Source organism: Corallococcus sp. Z5C101001 (assembly GCF_007352635.1).
Lineage (GTDB): Bacteria > Myxococcota > Myxococcia > Myxococcales > Myxococcaceae > Corallococcus > Corallococcus silvisoli.
The window spans coordinates 266,895-282,822 of sequence record NZ_VKLU01000001.1; the positions used below are offsets into that span (position 1 = coordinate 266,895).

Below are 15,928 nucleotides of genomic sequence, written 5' to 3' on the forward strand. Positions count from 1 at the left end.
GCCGTCGAAGCGGCGACCCCCCGAAAAGCACCGGGGCCACCCCCACCCCCCGGTGAAGGAGGGCGGAAGCAGCCCCGGAAGGGCCTTCCCGGACGTCAGGCGGCGATCAACCGTCCAGGCGCGCGATGAGCAGCTTGCGCTGGAGCATCAGGGCCTCGGGGGCCTTGGTCCCCAGCTGCTCGAAGAAGACCTCCTGGCTCTTGAGCTCGCTCTTCCACTCGTCCTCCTTGATGGAGGTGGCCTCCGCGACGGCCTCCGCGGACAGGTCCAGGCCGTTCAGGTTGAGGCCCTGGTCCTGGCGCGGCACCCAGCCCAGCAGCGTCTCCTGCGTGGGGACGCGGCCGTGCACGCGGTTCACGATCCACTCCAGGACGCGCATGTTGTCCCCGAAGCCCGGCCAGATGAACTTGCCGTTCTTGTCCTGGCGGAACCAGTTGACCTGGAAGATCTTCGGCAGCTGCGGGATGGACTTCTGCATGTCCAGCCAGTGCTGGAGGTAGTCGCCCATGTGGTAGCCGCAGAAGGGCAGCATGGCCATGGGGTCGCGGCGCACGACGCCCACCTTGCCGGTGGCCGCCGCCGTCGTCTCGCTGCCCATGGTGGCGCCCAGGAACACGCCGTGGGTCCAGTTGAAGGCCTGGATGACCAGCGGGACGGTGTTGGAGCGGCGACCGCCGAAGATGAGGGCGCTGATGGGAACGCCCATGGGGTCGTTCGCCTTGGACGACAGCACCGGGTTGTTCGTCATGGGGGCGGTGAAGCGGCTGTTCGGGTGCGCCGCCTTCTCCGCGCTGCCCTTCTTCCAGGGCTTGCCCTGCCAGTCGGTGAGCTCCTCGGGGACCTCGCCGTCCTTGCCCTCCCACCACACGTCCCCGTCGGCCGTGAGGGCCACGTTGGTGAAGAGCGTGTCGCGGGAGATGGTCTCCATCGCGTTGGGGTTGGTCTTGTTGTTGGTGCCGGGCACCACGCCGAAGTAGCCGGCCTCCGGGTTGATGGCGTACAGGCGGCCATCCGGACCGGGGCGCATCCAGGCGATGTCGTCGCCCACGGTTTCGATCTTCCAGCCCGCGTACTCCTTGGGCGGAATCATCATGGCGAAGTTCGTCTTGCCACACGCGGACGGGAAGGCGGCGGCGACGTAGGTCGTCTCACCCTTGGGGCTGGTGACGCCCAGGATGAGCATGTGCTCCGCCAGCCAGCCCTCCTCGCGGCCCAGGTAGCTGCCGATGCGCAGCGCGAGGCACTTCTTGCCCAGCAGCACGTTGCCGCCATATCCGGACCCGAAGCTCCAGATGGTGTTGTCCTGGGGGAAGTGGCAGATGTAGCGGCGGTCCGGGTTCACGTCGCCCGTGGAGTGCAGGCCGCGGTTGAAGTCGTCGCTGTCGCCCAGCATGTCCAGCGCGGCCTTCCCCATGCGGGTCATGATCCGCATGTTGAGCACCACGTAGTCGCTGTCCGTCAGCTCCACGCCAATCTTCGTGAAGGGGCTGCCCAGCGGGCCCATGGCGTAGGGCACCACGTACATGGTGCGGCCCTTCATGCAGCCTTCGAACAGGTGGCCCAGCTTCGTGTACGCGGCCTCCGGGTCCATCCAGTTGTTGGTGGGGCCCGCGTCCGTCTTGTTCGGCGTGCAGATGAACGTGAGGTGCTCGACGCGCGCCACGTCATTGGGGTTGGAGCGGTGCAGGTAGCAGCCGGGGCGCTTCTGCGGGTTGAGCGGGATGAGCGTGCCGTCCTTCACGGCCTGCTCGGTGAGGCGCTGCTTCTCCGCCTCGGAGCCGTCGCACCAGACGATGCGGTCCGGCTGCGTCATCGCGGCCATCTTGGCCACCCATGCCAGCAGCGTGGGGTTCTTCGTGGGCGCCTGCTCGGTGGCGGCGGCCGCTTGCGTCGAAGTCATGGAGCTTTCCTCGGGGCGTTTCATGAGTCGGGTCTCCCGCATTCCGCGTCGTGCGAGGGGGGAAGACCCTACCAGCGGAAGGAACACCAAACCTTCTGGACCCAGGCCGCAAAAGCAACTGACGTCCGGCAGTCAACCGGACTTTCGACCGCTCTGGCCTAATTCCTCTTATCAGCGCCCGGTCGCCCATCAGTAAACGGCGCGGTGCGGCACACACGGAGGGCAGGTCGAAGCGCGTCCAGGATGAGGGGCGCGCTCCCCACGCCCACCGCCATCGTCCCGTTTCGCAGCATCACCACGGCTGTCTTGTTTTGATGGGAATGAGGCCCCGTCGCGTTCGCCTCACCGAAGGCGTGAGCGTCAGTGGATGGCGGCGCGCAGGCCCACGTCCGCCATCACCCGGGACTCCTGCGCCAGCAGGTATTGCAGGCGCGCGTCCACGCCCGCCTCGTCTCCGTTGGACGCGGTGACCGCGAGGCGGTGGAAGAGGGACTGGTGGCCGTCCTCGGACTGGGCCAGCTCTCCGTAGAAGCGGGCGAGCCCCGGGTCGGTGAGCCCCTCCGCCAGCAGGGACAGCCGCTCGCAGGAGCGCGCTTCGATGATGGCGGCGACGAGCAGGCGGTCCACGCGCCGCTCCAGGGCGGGGGTGCGCACGTGCTTCTGGAGGCCCTGGGCGTACGGGTCGCCCGCGTCCTTGGTGAGCGTGAGCCCGCGCGCGGCCATCAGGTCCAGCACGCGCGCCAGGTGGGCGCTCTCCTCGCGGGCCAGGCGGGCCATCTGCGCGGGCAGGCCGGGCAGGTCCGGGTAGGCCTGGAGCATGGACAGCGCGTTGGCGGCGGCCTTCTTCTCGCAGTGGGCGTGGTCCACCAGCACCGCGTCGAAGTTCGCGAGCGCCAGCGGCAGCCAGCCGGGGTCGGTGGGCGCGTGGAGGATGACGGGGCCCGCTCCGGAGAGGGGACGGCGGGAGGGCGTGGGACGGCTGCTCATGCGGGGGCGGACTGTAGGGCATCCGCCGGGCGTCGTGCGCGGGTGTCGTGAGGGGCCAAGGCGAGCCCGCTTCCTCTCGGGACGTGCCAGCCGCGCGCGAAGTGGGGCAGCGCTCGCGGGGGCGCCCGTGCACCGCGCCTCAACCGTGCGGTCAACGCGCCTCGGCGCGAAGGGGGCGGCGCCCGCGGGGTGCCTGCACCGTGCGGTCAACGCGCCTCCGCGCGAAGGGGGCGGCGCTCGCGGAGGGCCTGCACCGTGCGATCAACGCGCCTCGGCGCGAAGGGGGCGGCGCCCGCGGTGGCGCTCTCGCACCGTGCTTCGCGGGAGTCCTGGTGCGCTTCACAGCGGCGGGTTCGTGCCCTCCTTCGACGCGAGCAGGGTGACGACGTAGTCATCGCCCTCCTGCGCTTCGCGGGCGATGAAGACGGAGCCGCGCCACGTGCGCAGGCCGCTCATCAAGAACGCGCCGTGGTCGGCCGCGGCCCGGTGCACCAGCTCCACGCGGCAGAGCGTGGCGCGGCACTCCAGCGACTTCACGCGCGAGGTCGCGGGCAGGTGCTCGCGAAAGGCGTCGTCGAGCGTCCTCGCGGCCCGGGCGCTCCAGTCGCCGTCCACCGGCTCCTCGGCGAAGGCGCTGAGCACGCGCGTGCGGGACTGCTCGAAGGAGGGGGGCGGAGGACGGAGGGGCGGCGGCGGGGGCACCTCGTCCCCGGCTTCCGTCGCCGGGGCCTCGGCCGTTGGGGGCGCGCCTCCCTGGGGCGGACGGGCTCCCGCCGTGGCGGACGGGCGCGCGGCGTTGGCGGCCCACAGGCGCATCGCGGCCTCCGCGGCGGCGCGGCGCTCAGCCTGGTTCGCGTCGTTGCCCACCGTGGACTTGCGCACCTGGGCCCGCAGCTCCTCCATCGCCTCGTCGGAGGCGCGCTGATGGCTGACGAGCGCGAACAGCCCGCCGACGATGGCGGCCGTGTTGGCGACGGCGAGGACGGTCTGGAGCCGGGAGGACATGGGGCGCTCACAGGGCTGCGGGCGCTGCGTGGAAGGGACGGGCCGCGCGAAGGGGAGGAATGTGAAGCCTTCGCGCGGCCACGCATCAGGACCGCACCTCCGCCGCCGAACTCCGCCGGCGGAAGTCATGAGGCGTGCCTCAGTCGATGGTGAAGCCACCGATGATGCCGCCAGACTGCAAGCCGCAGCGGAAGACGATGGCGTAGTCCTCCCACACGTAGCGGTCTCCCGTGTTGAGGGTCTGCCACGCCATGGGGCCGGACAGCGTGTACGTCGTCGCGCCCACCTGGCCGGCGTTGCCCACGCCGTTCACGGTCTCCGTCTCGCACCAGCTGTTGTTGCCGTAGATCTGCACCGTCGTCGGGTGCGTGCCCACCGTCCACATCGGCACGGAGGCGATCGCCAGGCGCGTCGTCGTACAGTCGTTGCGGATGGCGGAGTAGCTGTGGACGTTGAAGCACGAGGCGTCGGACGCATATGCGGCCTTGAATGCGATGCCAGGGTAGTACTGCCACGCGGCGGCGCTCCCCGCGCTCAACGCCACGACCCCGAACGCGCACACCTTCGCCAACGTCTGGAAAGCCTTCATGGAACTGCTCCCGTGAAATGCGGCGGGGATTGGATCCGCCGGGCTCGCGGATGCCGCGCGCCACGCGCTCGCAGGAGCAAGCGCCATGCCCCGGGTCAGGGATGGTGTGAATTCACTTGTTTGCGTGAATTATAGGTAGTCCCTGTTGTTCCGGGAGCAACGCGGCCTGTTGCCTGTGTTGTCCCCGGGGCCACAGGGTGGTGCGCGGGCTACTCCACCAGCACGAGCCGCTGGGTGCGGCCGGCGTGGTAGCCCACCTTGCGCGCGATGCGGGCGGTGCTCTCGTCGCGCTCGTCGATGCGCAGGGCGAGCCGGGGCAGCGACGACAGCAGGTGCCGGGAAATCTGTCCCAGGCACAGCGTGGCGTGGCCCTGACGGCGGCGGGAGGCCAGGGTGTACATGCCCTCCAGCTCCGCGCCGAACTGCGAGCGGCAGCCGATGTCCACCTTGAACACGAGCGCGCCGTCATCTTCCAGCACGTAGGTGCGGCGCTGGCGCACGCGCTGGAGGAGGCGGGCCTCGTAGTGGGCGGGGTCCTCCGCCAGCGGATCCCGCTCCAGGATTTCGCGCACGTAGCCCTGGGCCAGCGGCAGCAGGCGGGGCACGTCCTCGTCCCGGGCCAGGCGCAGGGTGGGGTTGGTGAACGGCCCCAGGTCGTCCGCGGAGACGCTGAACAGCCGCTGGGTGCGCGACAGGCGCGGCTTGCCTTCGCACAGGCTGCGCACCAGCGCGTCCACGGAGGACTTGTCCCCCACGGTGGCGCGCAGCTTGAGGCTGGCGGCGAGCGCGTCCGCGATGACGCTGGTGGCGCTGGCGTCGCTGGCGCTGGGCACCACGAGCCCGCCCTCGCCGCCCACGAAGACGGCCGCGGTGAGCACGCCGCTGTCGAAGCGGCCATGGAAGGAGAAGGCCGCCTCGCGCGCCGGGGCCGCGATGCCGAACTCCTCCAACAACCCCAGCAGGTAGAGGTTGTGGACCGGATCCTTCGCCAGCAGCGCGCGCAGGGCGTCCGTGTGGGAAGGCGCGAGCTGTTCGACGGTGACGGGCATGCGCGAGGGGAAAGGGGGAGCTGAACCTTAAGCGCAACCCGACCTCACGGGCCAGCGTCCCCCGGCACGCCGAAGCGGAACGGGTACACGAGTGTCGCGGACCCACCCAAATGCGGCGCCGGGAAGCGCGCGTCCAGCAGCGAATCCAGCACGCAGGCCTGCACCATCGGGTCCGGGATGGTGCTGGAGAGCAGCTCGCCCCGGTTCATCTTCCCGTCCGCGCCTTCCCCCTCCACGGTGAAGCGCAGCTTCACTTCCTGTGTGCCCCGGTTGCGTTGTGCCGCGTCCTGGAAACATTGCTGCACGAGCGGAGTCACCGCCTGGAGCGCCAGGCGCAGGTCCTCCGCGTCGATGCGTCCGGAGGTGGCCTCCACCTCGGGCTCCACCCACTCCACGCGGCGCGGATCCGGGGCGTCCGGCCCGCCGCGCGGCGGTGGCGGCGCGCGCGTGGGCTCACGCACGGGAGCGGTCGGGAGCGGAGGGGGTTCGGCGTGGGTCTCCGCGCGGGGAGACTCCGGAGGTGGCGCGGGCGTACGCGGGGGCGCGGCGCGCGGCGGCTCGGCGGGTTCGTCCTGCTCCTGCGCGCGGTCCAGGAAGCGCGTCACCCAGGCGGCGCCCAGCGCGAACAGCAGGAACAGGCCCAGGGTCACGCCTGGGATGAGGAGCCAGCGGGGGAGGGTGGGGTGCGAGGGCGCCATGGACGGAGCCCTCGCGTCATACCCGCCTCACGGGGGACCGTGAAGCGGGGATGCACCCGAGCGCCCGGGACTACGGATACACCTCGCGGCGCGTCGTGGGCGTCGTGGGCGTCGTCGGGGTCGTGACCACCGCCCCTTCGGCGCGGATGCGCTGCTTGCGGCTGACACCCAGGGTGGCGCCGAGCACCGACGCTCCGAGCCCCAACAGCAGCCCCCAGAAGATGCCCCAGAAGACGCGGCCGGAGCTGCCGGCCACCTTCAGCGCGCCCTGCTGCACCTGCTCACCCATCTGGCTGGCCTTGCCCTTGGCCTGGTCCACCTGCAGCTCCACGCGGTTGGCCACGTCCTCCGCGTCCTGGCGCGACAGCTGGGTGTTCTGCGCGATGTTGCTCACCAGCAGCTCGCGATCCACGTGGCCCTGGCGCACGCCCTCGGTGACGATGTCCTTCGTCGCCGACTCCAGCTGGTTCGCCGTGATGGCGGGCTTGCCCTGCTGGCGCAGCCGCTGGTTCACCGGCGCGAGCGCGTCGTTGGCGTCCAGTCCGAACGCCTTCGCCGCGGAGCCGCCCCCCGTCACCGCGCCCACGGCCGCCGCGCCTCCCGCGCCCACCGCGGCCTTGCCCACGTTGAACACCGTGCCCAGCACCGACGACAGCAGCATGCCCACCAGGAAGGTGCCCAGCAGCGTCGTCACGCCCCACAGCACCGCGCCGTGCAGCGCGCCTCCCGTCTTGTCCACGATGCCCGCGGTGCGCGCGGCCACCACGCCGCCCACGAACAGCGCGACGAGCGGCGTGATGACGCTCCAGATGCCGGTGAAGGTGCCCGCGGACCTCGCGCTCCCCGCGTTGGCGGGGTTCACCGACGACAGGCCCAGCGCGAGCCCCAGCGTGTAGAGGAGGATCCACACGCCCAGCGCCACGAAGGCGCCGCCGAAGATGGCCCCCCAGCTCAGCTTGGAGGCGCTGCCTGGAATGGCCTGGATGACGTCGGCCCGTTCTCTCTCTCGGATGATGCCAGCCCGTTCGCTTTCCACGATGGTCGCCATTGGATTTCCACCCTCGCTTCCCGTGTGTCTGTCGCCTGGCCGCGTTCGTCACGGCGAGGACGTACGTGTCGGGATGAAGGTGTGCACCACCCGACGCGACCCTTCACCAGTTCCGCACGTCCGCCCCGTGCACGAGGGTGGGACGGGCGGCCGGGTGTGCCTCAGCGCAGGCCGAGCGCGTCGAGGAGCTGTCCCTCGCGCGCCACCACCGGCGCGCGCGGAAGCACGTCCGCGCGGAAGCGGGCGACGAGCGCGGGCAGCGTCACCGGGCCGCCGTCGCCCAGGCCGCTCCAGGCGGCGAGCAGGCCCAGGACGTGCTCGGGGGGCCGGCCGCGCGCGCGCAGCTCCGCGAGCGCGAACGCCCCGTCGCGCTTCGCCAGCCGCTTGCCGTCCTCGCCCAGCACCAGCGGCACGTGGAGGAACGCGGGCGCCGTCAGTCCCAGCGCGTCGTAGAGCTGGAGCTGCCGGGGCGTGGAGGGCAGCAGGTCATCCCCTCTCAGCACATGGGTGATGCGGCTGTCCGCGTCGTCCACCACCACCGCCAGCTGGTAGCTGGCCACGCCGTCGTTGCGGCGCACCACGAAGTCCCCCACCAGCGCCTGCACGTCCTGGGCTTGGGGGCCCATCAGCCCGTCCACGAAGCGCACCTCGCCCGCGCGGGCGCGGAAGCGGTACGCGGGGGCCCGCGTGCGGGCGCGCTCGGAAATCTGTCCGGCGGTGAGGTGCGCGCAGGTGCCCGGGTAGCGGGGCCCTTCGTCGGAGAGGCCATGGGGGGCGCTGGCCGCGCGGGCGATCTCCGCGCGCGTGCAGAAGCACGGGTAGATGAGGCCTTCGCGCTCGAGCCGGTCCTGCGCCTCGCGGTACACGGCGTCGCGCTCGCTCTGCACGAGCGGCGCCTCATCCCAGGTGAGGCCCAGCCAGCGCAGGTCCTCGTAGAGGTCCTGGAGGAACTGGGGCTTGCAGCGCGCGCGGTCCAGGTCCTCGATGCGCAGCAGGAACGCGCCCCCCGCGGCCCGGGCCTGGAGCCAGCCCAGGAGCGCGCTGCGCACGTTGCCCAGGTGCATGCGTCCGGTGGGGCTGGGGGCGAAGCGTCCTCGCATCGTGGGCGAAACCATAACTTCCTCCGCGCGCCCGCTGGGAGAGAATGCCCCGCCGCCTCCTTCCGTTCCCTGGGATGTGATTCCGTCCATGCGCTTCCTGCACTGCTCCGACGTCCACATCACCGAGGACTACTTCGCCCTGCCGTTGCGCAAGCTGGGCTGGCGCCGCTGGGTGGCGCTCGTCGAGCTGACGGTGGGGGGCCGGGCGAAGGCCTACCGGAACGCGCAGGCCACGCTCGCCGCCATCGCCCGCGACGCGGGCACGCACGGCGTGGACCACTTCATCCTCTCCGGAGACCTCACCGCGTACGCGCTGGAGGGGGAGTTCCGCGCCGCCCGCGCCGCGCTGGGGCCGCTCGCCCAGACGCCCGCGCGCTGCACCGTCATCCCTGGCAACCACGACGTCTTCACCCCCGGCGCCGCCCGCGCGGACCGCTTCGCCCAGCACTTCGGCGGCCTGCTGGAGAGCGACCTGCCCGAGTACCGCCGCGAGGGCGCCTTCCCCTTCGTGCGCCTGGTGGGGGAGGGCGCCGCGGTGGTGGGGCTGTGCTCCGCGCGCCCGCTGCCCTCGCCCGGCCTGTCCTACGGCACCGTGGGGCCCGCGCAGCTCGAAGGGCTGGCGGCCCTGGTGAAGGACGCCCGCCTGGAGGGCCGCGCCATCCTGGTGGTGGTGCACCACGCGCCCCGGAGTCCCGCCGACCACGCGGACGGCTGGCACCACGGCCTGCGTGACGCGGACGCGCTCCTGAAGCTGCTGCCGGGCCCGCGCTTCGCGGTGCTCCACGGCCACATCCACCAGCGCTACCACCACCCCGCCACGGCGGACCGGCCCCATCTGTTCGGCGCGGGCTCCTCCACCCAGGCAGGCAAGGAAGGCTACTGGCTCATCGAGGTGGCCGGCGGCCTCGTGGTGGGGGGGACGAAGCACGTGCCGGTGCTGTGACAGCCTCGCCCCGCGGCGGTACAAGGGGCGGACATGACCCTGGCGCTCCAGCCCCCACCCCCTGAGTTGTCCTTGGAGGAGTACCGCTTCCTGCGTCAATTGGGGCGTGTCGCGGACGACCTCCTGGAAGAGAGCCTCCGGGAGCGCGAGACCCTCAGCCAGTGCTTCCAGCGCTGCTTCCCGGTGCTGCTCCAGCACCTGGGCGCGCGCGCCATCGCCGTCACCACGTGGGACGAGGAGCTGGTGGAGCAGACCTGGAGCGAGGGCGACTGGGGCGGCGTCTTCCCCGGCGGGCTGCTGGCGGGCGTCCCCGGCGTGAGCGTGCGGGACACGGGCACGCTGTTCACGCAGACGCTGGACGTGGCGGGCTCACCGGTGGGCACGCTGGGCGTGCTCCACGCGGGGCCGCCCGGCGACGCGGAGACCACCGCGAAGCGCCTGCGCGCGCTGGACGTGGTGGCGGAGGAGCTGGACACGGTGCTGATGCTGGTCCACACCGCGTCGGAGAAGCACCAGCTCATCCTCCAGTGCAACGAGCACCTGGCCAACCCCGTCTTCGAGGCGGGCATGGACCAGGCGGTGCGCACGCTGGCGCAGCGGGTGCGGCTGCCGGGCTTCCTCTTGCTGTACCGCGACGCCGTGCAGCCGCAAGTCCTGCACTACCGCACGTACCGCCACGGGCAGCTGGAGTACGAGAGCGGCAAGCAGCCGGGGGCCCCGCTGGAGGCGCTGCTGCACCAGCACGGCACGCGGCTCCTGCACGGGGATGCGGGCGTGCTCAAGCGCCTGTTCGACGGGCGCACCACGGAGGCGGTGCTCATCTCCGCGGCGGCGCGCAGCGAGCCCCTGGGCAAGATCGTCGTCTGGAGCAACGAGGGCTTCTCCGCGTACGCGATGGACCTCATCCGCGTGCTGGCCTCCACGCTGAGCCAGCGGCTTTTGGACTACAACCGCGAGCGCATCCACCTGTCGCAGTTCTTCCCCACGGTCGCCATCGACGCGCTGCTGGAGGATCCGGACTACGCGCGGCACCTGCGCGCGCAGGTGCAGGAGGTGGGCATCCTGTTCGCGGACATCAACGGCTTCACCCGCATCTGCGAGCAGGGCTTCGACAGCCCGCGCAGCATCGGCCGGTTCGTGGACGAGTGGAGCGCGCGCGCCGTGGACTGCATCTGGGCGCACGGCGGCGTGTTCGACAAGATGGTGGGGGATTGCGTCATCGGCCTCTTCGGCCCGCCCTTCTTCCAGACGGATCGCGTGCGCCGCGCGGAGGCCGCCGTGCGCGCCGCGTGCGACATCCAGGCGTTCACCGCGGAGCTGAGCGCGCGGGAGGAGGTCGCCGCCTTGTGCCGCCGGGTGAAGCTGCCGGGCCTGGGCGTGGCGGTGGGCGTGAACCTGGCCCCCGCCAACTGCGGCCTCTTCGGGCCCAACCGCAGCTACACCGCCTTCTCCAGCGGGATGAACCAGACCGCGCGCCTCCAGTCCCTGGCGGGCTTCCGCGAGACGCTGGTGATGGAGAGCGTGCACGAAGCACTGAAGTCGTCGCGGGAGCCCTTCGTGCGCAAGCTCCAGTTCGGGCCCCTCACCGAGTCCCCGGTGAAGAACGTGGCCCTGCCGCTGCGGCACTTCCGGCTGTCGCCGCACTGAGGCGCCAGCGTGTCCGCGCGCGGCCGGGCCCGGCGCGTCAGGCCAGCAGGTGCGCGCCCGCGTAGCGGCGCGAGAAGTGGATCCACCGGCGCTCGTCCACCTCCACCTGCCACTCGCTGTTGGGCGTCAGCGGCAGGCGCTGCTTGAGGAAGCTCTCCAGGTGGTCCGCGGCCTTCAGGGGCGTGAGCCCGGGGGCGCGGAACGCGATGTGGAGCACCACGTCCAATGACGGCGCCACGTCCACCGACGCACAGATGCGCAGCGTGCCCACGCGCCGCTGGTACTGCGTGTCCGACGCCGGCCACGCGGAGGGGCCCTCGGCCTGCCGCGCCTGCTCGAGCCAGTTGTCGGGGATCAGGATGAAGTCGAGCAGGTTGCTGCTCGCCTCTTCCACCGTGCCGTGCTCCTGGATGGAAAGCATTGCCCACCTCCGCCGGGAAAGCCGTTGGGGTTGCGTGGAAGCCGTCGTCAAAAGAATGTGCCCACGAGCCCATGCCACGCAAGGGCCCACGAAAATCCATTCGCTGCTCGCACTTCATGACGCACGTGCGAGCGGGGCGCACGCTAGCGCAGCGGTGTGACACTGCAGGTCGGGTGGACGCGCGGGGTGTGCCGCGCGACCCCCGAGGTTGCCTAGGAGGCGACGGGGAGGGGGCGGCGGGGCTTGCGCTCCACGGCGGCCTTGAGCTGGCCGCAGCCCGCGTCGATGTCGATGCCGCGCCGCTGGCGCACCGTGCTGGGCACGCCGTGCGTCGTGAGCACGTCCTGGAAGGCACGCACCGCGTCGGCGACGCTGGGGCCGCCGTCGTAGCCCACGGTGGGGTTGAGCGGGATGACGTTCACGTGCGCGTCCATCCCGTGGAGCAGCTGGCCCAGGTGGTTCGCGTGCTCCGCGGTGTCGTTGCGGCCGGCGATCAACGTCCACTCGAAGAAGATGCGCCGCTTGCGCTTCGCCACGTAGTAGCGGCACGCGTCCATCAGCTCGTTCAGCGGCCAGCGCCGGCCGGCGGGCACCAGCGCGGCGCGCTCCGCGTCGGTGGCGCCATGGAGGCTCACCGCCAGCTGCACCGGGCGCGCCTCGTCCGCGAGCCGCAGGATGCCGGGCACCACGCCCACGGTGGACAGGGTGATGAAGCGCGGCGCCAGCGCGAGCCCCTTGGGGTCCACGAGGATGTCCACCGCGGCCATGGTGTGCTCGTAGTTGTGCAGGGGTTCGCCCATGCCCATGAGCACGATGTTGCGAAGCGCCTCCCCTCGCGCGCGCAACAGGCGCGTGACGTGGAGCACCTGGCCCACGATCTCTCCCGGCGTCAGGTGGCGCGACAGCCCCATCTGGCCGGTGGCGCAGAAGACGCAGCCCATGGCGCAGCCGGCCTGGGTGCTCACGCACACGGTGGCGCGGCCCTTGAAGCGCATCAGCACCGTCTCGATGGTCTGCGCGTCGTGCAGGCGCAGGAGCAGCTTGTGGGTGAGCCCGTCGCTGCTGAAGCTCTCGTGGTGCGTGGCGAGGGTGCCCAGGCGCGCGCGCTCCTGGAGCACGGCCTGGAGGTCCGGGCGCAGGCCCGCCACGTCACCCAGCGCCGTCACCCCGTCGCGGTACAGCCCCGTCCAGACGCGCTCGCGGTACTGGGGGCTGAAGCCCCAGCTGGCGAGCCGCGCGTCCAGCGCGGGGCGGGGCAGGTCGTGGAGGTCGAGTGGGGCGTCCGGCATGACGGGGCGGAGATAACACACCCGGCCCGCGCGCACCCGGGCCCGCAGGCTCGGAGGGCGGGCAGGGGAGTGCGAGCGCCGCCATGCGTCCGGGCTCCGGGCCGTTGCGGCGTCCAGCGGGTGACACCTCGCGTGCCAGCGCGGCGCGTCGTGCCAATCGTGGAGGGCCTATGGGGCTCGCCATCCAGCAGGAGGAGTTCACGCCGGAGGAGCACGCGCGGTTCGTGCACCGGCTCGAGGAGAGCCTGGAGGCCCTGCGCCAGGTGCTCAAGCGCCCCGGCTTCGGCGTGGGGCCCACGACGCTGGGCGCGGAGCTGGAGGTGGCGCTGGTGGATGGCGCGGGCTCTCCGCTGCCGGTGAATCAGCAGGTGCTGGCGAGGTCGCGGGACGACCGGCTGACGCTGGAGCTCAACCGCTTCAACATGGAGCTGAACCTGCGGCCCTCGCTGCTGGCGGGGCGGCCGTTCACCGGGCTCCAGGCGCAGCTGGAGGAGGTGCTGGGGGAGCTGGGGCGCGCGGCGGCCGGCGAGGGCGCGCGCGTGGCGGCCGTCGGCATCCTGCCCACGCTGCGGCAGGCGGACCTGGGCAAGAACGCGCTCACGCCGCAGGCGCGCTACCGGGCGCTGGCCACGGCCATCCGCGGGCGGCGCGACGGGCCCTTCCAGGTGGCCATCGCGGGCGACGACACGCTCAACCTCGCCTGGGAGGACGTGACGCTGGAGGGGGCGAACACGTCGCTCCAGTTCCACCTGCGCGTGTCCCCAGAGGACTTCGCGCGCGTGTACAACGCGGCGCAGCTGGCCACGGGGCCGGTGCTGGCGGCGTGCGGGAACTCACCGGTGTTCCTGGGCAGGCGGCTGTGGGAGGAGACGCGCGTGGCGCTCTTCCAGCAGGCCACCGACGACCGGAGCGACAGCGACGAGGGCGCGCAGCTGCACCCGCGCGTGACGTTCGGTCAGGGCTGGGTGCGCGAGGGGCTCCACGAGCTGTTCGCCGAGGCCGTGGCGCTCTATCCCCCGCTGCTGCCCGTGGTGGGGCACGAGTCCCCGCTGGAGGTGGTGGCCGCGGGCGGCCTGCCGAAGCTGGAGGAGCTGCGGCTGCACCAGGGCACGGTCTGGTCGTGGAACCGGGCCGTCTATGATCCGCAGGGAGGCGGGCACGTGCGCATCGAGCTGCGCGCGCTGCCGTCGGGCCCCACGCCCGTGGACATGGTGGCCAACGGGGCGTTCCTGCTGGGGCTGACGTTGGGGCTCGCGGAGCGGGTGGACGCGCTGCTCCCGGCGCTGCCCTTCTCGCAGGCGCGGCGCAACTTCAAGCGCGCGGCGCACCACGGCCTGGACGCGACGCTGCTGTGGCCGGCGGAGGTCGCGCCCAGCCCCCGTCCGGTGCCGGCGGTGGACCTGGTGAAGCGGCTGCTCCCGGTGGCGCGGCGCGGCCTGGTGGAGGCCGGGGTGGAGGCGGCGGAGGCGGACGGGATGCTGGACATCATCGCGCAGCGCGTGGCCCTGAAGCGCACCGGCTCCCGCTGGCAGCGGGCGGTGCTGGAGCGGCTGGAGGCCCACATGCCCCGGCAGGACGCGCTGGCGGCCATGCTGGAGCGCTACCTGGAGCACGCGGAGGAGGGGCTGCCGGTGCACACCTGGCCCGTGGAGCCGCGCTGAGGTCCGGGCGCGGTGGGGCGCCTGGGGGCCCCTTGTCGGGACGGGGGACTCGCGGTGAATATGGCGGCCATCCGGGTCGTCAGCCTGCGGGCCAATCGACTCGCGCTGAAGGGTGTCGTCTCCGTGACTGCCTCCCCGTCCCTGTCGTTCCGCTCCGGCGCGCGCCGGAGGTTCCTGTTCGTGCCGCTGCTGGTGCTCGCGAGCGCGCTGAGCGCGTGCTCGTCCGTTCGCGGGCACGCCAATGACCTGGCGGAGAAGGGCCGCTTCGTCGAGGCCGCGGAGGTCTACGTCAAGCTGGTGCAGGAGTCGCCCAACAACCCGGAGCTGCGCGCGTCGCTGGAAGACCTGCGCTGGCGCGGGCTGTCGCAGCTGCTCACCCAGGCGCGGCAGGCGCGCGTCGAGGGGCGGGACGAGGACGCGGAGGTGAACCTGGAGCAGTTCCTTGGCTACAAGGTGAAGTGGAACTCCAAGCTGGACGGCGGCATGGAGAGCTCGCTGCTGGAGGAGATGGCGGGCACGCACCGGCACCTGCGCCAGCTCATCATCGAGCAGGCGAAGCGGGGCCACGCGCTGACGGCGGAGGCGCACCTGGACCGCAAGCGCGCGCTGCTGGCCCACGCGGAGATGGCGCCCATCCGCCGCGACGTGGAGGAGGCGGTGCAGCAGGGCGGCGAGTCGACGTGCGCGAAGCTGAAGCAGACGCTCTCCGGGGCCGCCGAGCACTGGACGGACCTGGTGTCGCGCTACTGCGCGCACTATCAGCAGCCCGCGCCGCGCGCGCGGATGTTCCCGGAGGCGCTGGGCGTGCCCGCGTGGCAGGCGTCCATGGACGGCATCAGCAACGACGTCGTGCAGTACCTGATGACGCGGCTGTCGGGCGCGTTCGAGGCCTCGCCCTGGTATTCGGAGGCGTCCACCCGGCAGGTGCCGCTCACCCTCGCGGGGAGCCTGAGCGAGCAGCGGACCAGCCAGCCGGTGGAGCTGACGGCGCCGTGGACGGAGCGGGTGCCGTACACGGACCACGAGGACCGCACCGCGACGGCGGAGGTGCCGTACACGGTGGAGGAGTCGTACGAGGACAAGGGCCAGATGAAGAAGCGCCTCGTCCGCCAGACGAAGACGGTGGAGTACAAGACGACGGTGGAGGTGACGAAGTACCGCGACGTGTCGCGCTCGTTCGACTACCACGCGCTGCGCCGGGGCGTGGAGTACCACTTCGCGGTGGTGGCGCAGGGCATCCTCCAGGACCGGCACGCGCCGCTGGCGGTGAAGGCGGAGAAGGCCCTGTCCGCCTCCGGCTACGAGCACAACATCACCTTCGAGCCGGGAGGCGTGCGGCCGCAGCACTTCGAGCGGCCCGACAAGGAAGGGTGGCTGGACGCGGAGCTGCGCGGCTACGAGCAGACCTTCTTCCAGTCGCTGCTGGCGCGCTGGCAGGACTCCTTCTGCAAGGCGTCCATCTTCGCCCGGGAGGAGGCCGCCCGCTGCGCGCGCGGAGGCGCGGAGCTGCCCGGTCCCGCCAAGCAGTCCCTGCTGGACACGCTGGGCGACGACGCGGGGCGGGTGCACCAACTGTACGTCTGGAACTGAG

General features: G+C 72.0%; 14 protein-coding genes. 4 read left to right on the forward strand and 10 right to left on the reverse strand.

The features are described from left to right. Nucleotides 1-106: 106 nt before the first annotated feature. The 8 genes from FOF48_RS01130 to gluQRS all read right to left on the reverse strand — a co-directional run bounded on the left by FOF48_RS01130 (nucleotide 107) and on the right by gluQRS (nucleotide 8,376). Entirely contained in the window at nucleotides 107-1,900 is a 1,794-nt protein-coding gene (locus tag FOF48_RS01130; RefSeq protein ID WP_143897875.1) for a phosphoenolpyruvate carboxykinase (GTP), read from the reverse strand. 360 nt (nucleotides 1,901-2,260) lie between these two features. After that, entirely contained in the window at nucleotides 2,261-2,887 is a 627-nt protein-coding gene (locus FOF48_RS01135) for a tRNA-(ms[2]io[6]A)-hydroxylase (RefSeq protein ID WP_143897877.1), read from the reverse strand. Between the two features lie 339 nt (nucleotides 2,888-3,226). Further along, complete coding sequence (locus FOF48_RS01140; RefSeq protein WP_143897879.1) at nucleotides 3,227-3,892, reverse strand: hypothetical protein; 666 nt, start codon at nucleotides 3,890-3,892, stop codon at nucleotides 3,227-3,229. A 139-nt stretch (nucleotides 3,893-4,031) separates the two neighbouring features. Beyond that, a complete protein-coding gene (locus FOF48_RS01145; protein WP_143897881.1) occupies nucleotides 4,032-4,481 on the reverse strand; it encodes a hypothetical protein in 450 nt (149 codons plus the stop codon). A 209-nt stretch (nucleotides 4,482-4,690) separates the two neighbouring features. After that, nucleotides 4,691-5,530 carry a GNAT family N-acetyltransferase gene (locus FOF48_RS01150; protein ID WP_143897883.1) on the reverse strand — a complete coding sequence of 280 codons (840 nt, stop codon included), beginning with the start codon at nucleotides 5,528-5,530 and terminating at the stop codon, nucleotides 4,691-4,693. Nucleotides 5,531-5,574: 44 nt separating this feature from the next. Further along, nucleotides 5,575-6,228, reverse strand: a complete 654-nt coding sequence (locus tag FOF48_RS01155) for an AgmX/PglI C-terminal domain-containing protein (RefSeq protein WP_143897885.1) — start codon at nucleotides 6,226-6,228, stop codon at nucleotides 5,575-5,577. 70 nt (nucleotides 6,229-6,298) lie between these two features. Further along, a complete protein-coding gene (locus tag FOF48_RS01160) occupies nucleotides 6,299-7,276 on the reverse strand; it encodes a hypothetical protein (RefSeq protein ID WP_143897887.1) in 978 nt (325 codons plus the stop codon). A gap of 161 nt (nucleotides 7,277-7,437) precedes the next feature. After that, complete coding sequence (gluQRS, locus tag FOF48_RS01165; RefSeq protein WP_235685278.1) at nucleotides 7,438-8,376, reverse strand: tRNA glutamyl-Q(34) synthetase GluQRS; 939 nt, start codon at nucleotides 8,374-8,376, stop codon at nucleotides 7,438-7,440. An 88-nt stretch (nucleotides 8,377-8,464) separates the two neighbouring features. Here gluQRS and FOF48_RS01170 point away from each other — a divergent pair, with 88 nt between their 5' ends. Together FOF48_RS01170 and FOF48_RS01175 are read left to right on the forward strand one after the other, a co-directional pair. After that, complete coding sequence (locus FOF48_RS01170; protein ID WP_143897890.1) at nucleotides 8,465-9,319, forward strand: metallophosphoesterase; 855 nt, start codon at nucleotides 8,465-8,467, stop codon at nucleotides 9,317-9,319. 33 nt (nucleotides 9,320-9,352) lie between these two features. Continuing rightward, nucleotides 9,353-10,966: an adenylate/guanylate cyclase domain-containing protein gene (locus tag FOF48_RS01175; protein ID WP_143897892.1), complete on the forward strand. Its 1,614-nt coding sequence runs from the start codon at nucleotides 9,353-9,355 to the stop codon at nucleotides 10,964-10,966. Nucleotides 10,967-11,003: 37 nt separating this feature from the next. Here FOF48_RS01175 and FOF48_RS01180 read toward each other — a convergent pair whose 3' ends face one another. Continuing rightward, on the reverse strand, nucleotides 11,004-11,387 hold the full coding sequence (locus FOF48_RS01180; RefSeq protein WP_143897894.1) for a hypothetical protein: 384 nt from the start codon (nucleotides 11,385-11,387) through the stop codon (nucleotides 11,004-11,006). Between the two features lie 212 nt (nucleotides 11,388-11,599). Further along, nucleotides 11,600-12,676, reverse strand: a complete 1,077-nt coding sequence (rlmN, locus tag FOF48_RS01185; protein ID WP_143897896.1) for a 23S rRNA (adenine(2503)-C(2))-methyltransferase RlmN — start codon at nucleotides 12,674-12,676, stop codon at nucleotides 11,600-11,602. A 170-nt stretch (nucleotides 12,677-12,846) separates the two neighbouring features. Between rlmN and FOF48_RS01190 the strand changes: the two genes are divergently transcribed. Next, entirely contained in the window at nucleotides 12,847-14,337 is a 1,491-nt protein-coding gene (locus tag FOF48_RS01190; protein ID WP_143897898.1) for a glutamate--cysteine ligase, read from the forward strand. A 60-nt stretch (nucleotides 14,338-14,397) separates the two neighbouring features. Continuing rightward, nucleotides 14,398-15,927, forward strand: coding sequence for a hypothetical protein (locus FOF48_RS01195; RefSeq protein ID WP_143897900.1), 1,530 nt, complete (start codon nucleotides 14,398-14,400; stop codon nucleotides 15,925-15,927). Nucleotide 15,928: the final 1 nt, after the last annotated feature.

What these genes read in the sequence shown, in the direction of transcription:
- FOF48_RS01170 (WP_143897890.1), top strand. Translation starts at nt 8,465, where the DNA reads ATGCGCTTCCTGCACTGCTCCGACGTCCACATCACCGAGGACTACTTC.
- FOF48_RS01180 (WP_143897894.1), bottom strand. Translation starts at nt 11,387, where the DNA reads ATGCTTTCCATCCAGGAGCACGGCACGGTGGAAGAGGCGAGCAGCAAC.
- rlmN (WP_143897896.1), bottom strand. Translation starts at nt 12,676, where the DNA reads ATGCCGGACGCCCCACTCGACCTCCACGACCTGCCCCGCCCCGCGCTG.
- FOF48_RS01145 (WP_143897881.1), bottom strand. Translation starts at nt 4,481, where the DNA reads ATGAAGGCTTTCCAGACGTTGGCGAAGGTGTGCGCGTTCGGGGTCGTG.
- FOF48_RS01130 (WP_143897875.1), bottom strand. Translation starts at nt 1,900, where the DNA reads ATGACTTCGACGCAAGCGGCCGCCGCCACCGAGCAGGCGCCCACGAAG.
- FOF48_RS01135 (WP_143897877.1), bottom strand. Translation starts at nt 2,887, where the DNA reads ATGAGCAGCCGTCCCACGCCCTCCCGCCGTCCCCTCTCCGGAGCGGGC.
- FOF48_RS01190 (WP_143897898.1), top strand. Translation starts at nt 12,847, where the DNA reads ATGGGGCTCGCCATCCAGCAGGAGGAGTTCACGCCGGAGGAGCACGCG.
- FOF48_RS01160 (WP_143897887.1), bottom strand. Translation starts at nt 7,276, where the DNA reads ATGGCGACCATCGTGGAAAGCGAACGGGCTGGCATCATCCGAGAGAGA.
- gluQRS (WP_235685278.1), bottom strand. Translation starts at nt 8,376, where the DNA reads ATGCGAGGACGCTTCGCCCCCAGCCCCACCGGACGCATGCACCTGGGC.
- FOF48_RS01195 (WP_143897900.1), top strand. Translation starts at nt 14,398, where the DNA reads ATGGCGGCCATCCGGGTCGTCAGCCTGCGGGCCAATCGACTCGCGCTG.
- FOF48_RS01150 (WP_143897883.1), bottom strand. Translation starts at nt 5,530, where the DNA reads ATGCCCGTCACCGTCGAACAGCTCGCGCCTTCCCACACGGACGCCCTG.
- FOF48_RS01175 (WP_143897892.1), top strand. Translation starts at nt 9,353, where the DNA reads ATGACCCTGGCGCTCCAGCCCCCACCCCCTGAGTTGTCCTTGGAGGAG.
- FOF48_RS01155 (WP_143897885.1), bottom strand. Translation starts at nt 6,228, where the DNA reads ATGGCGCCCTCGCACCCCACCCTCCCCCGCTGGCTCCTCATCCCAGGC.
- FOF48_RS01140 (WP_143897879.1), bottom strand. Translation starts at nt 3,892, where the DNA reads ATGTCCTCCCGGCTCCAGACCGTCCTCGCCGTCGCCAACACGGCCGCC.